Here is a 2402-nt window from a genome sequence, read left to right as displayed (position 1 = left end):
TTAGTTAGTTGAACTTGGTCTTCGTTGCTCTGAAGCCTTGTCCGTGTCAGCGAGGGCGTATATTAAGGATCTACAGATTTTGTGCAACCCTTTTCGGCATTTTCTTTCAATTTATTTTAAATGAAAGCGTATTCGTTCATAAAACAGTCAAAAACCACTCTTTTTGGTTATAAAGCAACCAAATAAAGAGAATTTACGTATTCTCAATCTATCAATTCAGGCATTTCTACTGATACAGAACGCACTACTTTCATTTCCTGAGTACCGATAGCCACTTGGTAAGCAATCACCTCAACTCCCTTCCCAACCACTTCAATAAATGCTTCTGCATACTTTTTATCTATGTGAGCAGCGGGTGTAACAGAATCAATTCCCATATGACTCACACAAAAAAACATGACGGCACGATGACCTTCTTCGACCACCTTCGCCAGTTCATATAAGTGTTTGCGACCACGATCCGTCACCGCATCAGGGAAATACCCCAATCCGTCTTCTTCTAATAAGGTGACGTTTTTAACTTCCACATAACACTTGCTGCCATCACCGCCAGTGAGTAACCAATCAATACGACTTTTCTCGCCATACTTCACTTCTGCTTTCTGTTCTGTATACCCAGCAAGCTCAGTCACAACACCATCAGCAATGGCTTCGCCTACCAATTTATTTGGGTAACCTGTATTAATGCAAGCCAAATACTGCTCATCGACCTCCACCAGCTCCCATGTATAAGCCAACTTACGCTTTGGGTTATCACTTTTAGATAGCCATACACGAGCGCTATCTTGCTGACAACGTTTCATTGATCCAGTATTGGGGCAATGGGCCACCACAACCTCACCATTTGGCAATTCAATATCGGACAAAAAGCGCTTATAGCGTTTAATCAATTTTCCTTCTATTAAGGGGGTTGGAAATTTCAACCTACGACTCCAGAACTTTTCACAATACTCAATACAAACAAAAAGGCTCTCTTTGTAATTAAAAAGAGAGCCTATTGAAATATAAAGCCATTATGCAGTAATAAGGAATTACAACAACCACAAAACGCTATGAAATTTCTCGCAAACTAAGCTCCGTCTCAAACGAATAAAATTTCGCAGTTAGACCAGCAACACGTACCCCATAAAGGCGTGCTGTATCGAGGTCTCCTTGTGACATTTCTTCTGGTCCTGCATCGGCAGCCACTTGTGCCATTGGCCCAAGAAATGAACCCATTCGGTTAATATCATCACGCTGTGACGCTTTTGTGTTAGATGACTTCATTCCCATCCCCACCCAGATGCCTCGATGCTGAGCCGCAAATAAAGTAAAGTATTGCAATGTCGATAGCTTGTCGCCATTAATACTAGAGCTATTGGTAAAACCACCAAACACCTTGTTTTTCCATTTGTCCTCAAACCACTGCTTTGATGACGCATCTGCAAATTTCTTAAACTGCCAGCTAGGTCCACCCATATAGGTTGGAGATCCTAGAATCACAAAGTGCGCTTTGCTAATATCAGACCACGCTGTTTCGCTTAACTCACCATTTGCATCAATCGGCAGCAGTTTGGCGTTTGCCCCATCCGCCACGGCTTCTGCCACACGCTGAGTATGACCGTAACCAGAATGATAAATAACTACCCCTTTCAACTCTGAAGAAAAACTCATAACACACCTCTTAATTTGATTAATAAAGTTTGTCTTAAAGACAAGACAAAAGACGCTCAGCTTTTCATCACAGAGCGCAACGCAAAGACTTTTGCTTAAATTGAAATAACAAAACTGCCAACACCAACGATGGAAGAATTACATGCAGCCACTGCTGATTTAGTACGAGCGTAATAAGCGCCCCAACTAAAACCAAACCACCTAAAGCAAGGCCAGCACGTCGCCATTTAAGTGACGACTTGGCTTGCCAATAAGCACTTAAAAGCTCAAGTGCCGCGGTGATGTAATGGAAACCATCGGGGTAACCCCAACGATGGTAGTCTTCAAGCAAGGGCACTGGCGGAAACACATTCAACAACCCAGCAAAGACAAAAAAAGCGACCAATAACCAAGTCATAAAATTTTGATAAGAAAACAGTTTCATTTGAGTACTCTCCTGACTATCGCAATGTTGGCGTAGTTTGCTTACCAGACGGCATGCGAGTAGGTGCTGTACGCTCAAGCATCCAGCCAGGGTATTCTGGCGCGAGACAACTTACTGCATCCAATGTATTTAGATCTTCCTGGTCCAGCTTGACCTCTACCGCCGCAAGGTTCTGCTCTATTTGATCAAAGCGTTTTGCCCCCGTGATCACAGATGTTACAAAAGGCTTAGGAAACTGCGATTAAGTCCCCAATATGAGACAATGCCGATCTGACCATTACCTCAAGACCGAATGACATGAATCAGCTTTCCTTCGCCGATACCG

At 43.0% G+C, this 2402-nt stretch carries 3 protein-coding genes and 1 pseudogene; all 4 read right to left on the bottom strand.

Annotation, left to right across the window (positions count from 1 at the left end; all coding sequences use genetic code 11):
• Positions 1-203: 203 nt before the first annotated feature.
• Positions 204-923, bottom strand: a complete 720-nt coding sequence (gene sfsA / locus DFP77_RS19380; RefSeq protein WP_114413805.1) for a DNA/RNA nuclease SfsA — start codon at positions 921-923, stop codon at positions 204-206.
• A 127-nt stretch (positions 924-1050) separates the two neighbouring features.
• Positions 1051-1653 (bottom strand): flavodoxin family protein, encoded by a 603-nt coding sequence (locus tag DFP77_RS19375; protein WP_114413804.1) that lies wholly within the window; start codon positions 1651-1653, stop codon positions 1051-1053.
• Positions 1654-1720: 67 nt separating this feature from the next.
• Positions 1721-2077 carry a DoxX family protein gene (locus DFP77_RS19370; RefSeq protein ID WP_114413803.1) on the bottom strand — a complete coding sequence of 119 codons (357 nt, stop codon included), beginning with the start codon at positions 2075-2077 and terminating at the stop codon, positions 1721-1723.
• 16 nt (positions 2078-2093) lie between these two features.
• A pseudogene (locus tag DFP77_RS19365) lies at positions 2094-2294 on the bottom strand (hypothetical protein); the annotation flags it as partial.
• Between the last annotated feature and the right edge of the window lie 108 nt (positions 2295-2402).

The sequence above is a fragment of the Marinomonas foliarum genome (assembly GCF_003337275.1).
Taxonomy (GTDB): Bacteria; Pseudomonadota; Gammaproteobacteria; order Pseudomonadales; family Marinomonadaceae; genus Marinomonas; species Marinomonas foliarum.
Note: the sequence above shows the minus strand (reverse complement) of the source record. Positions and strands in the feature narration are given on the sequence as shown.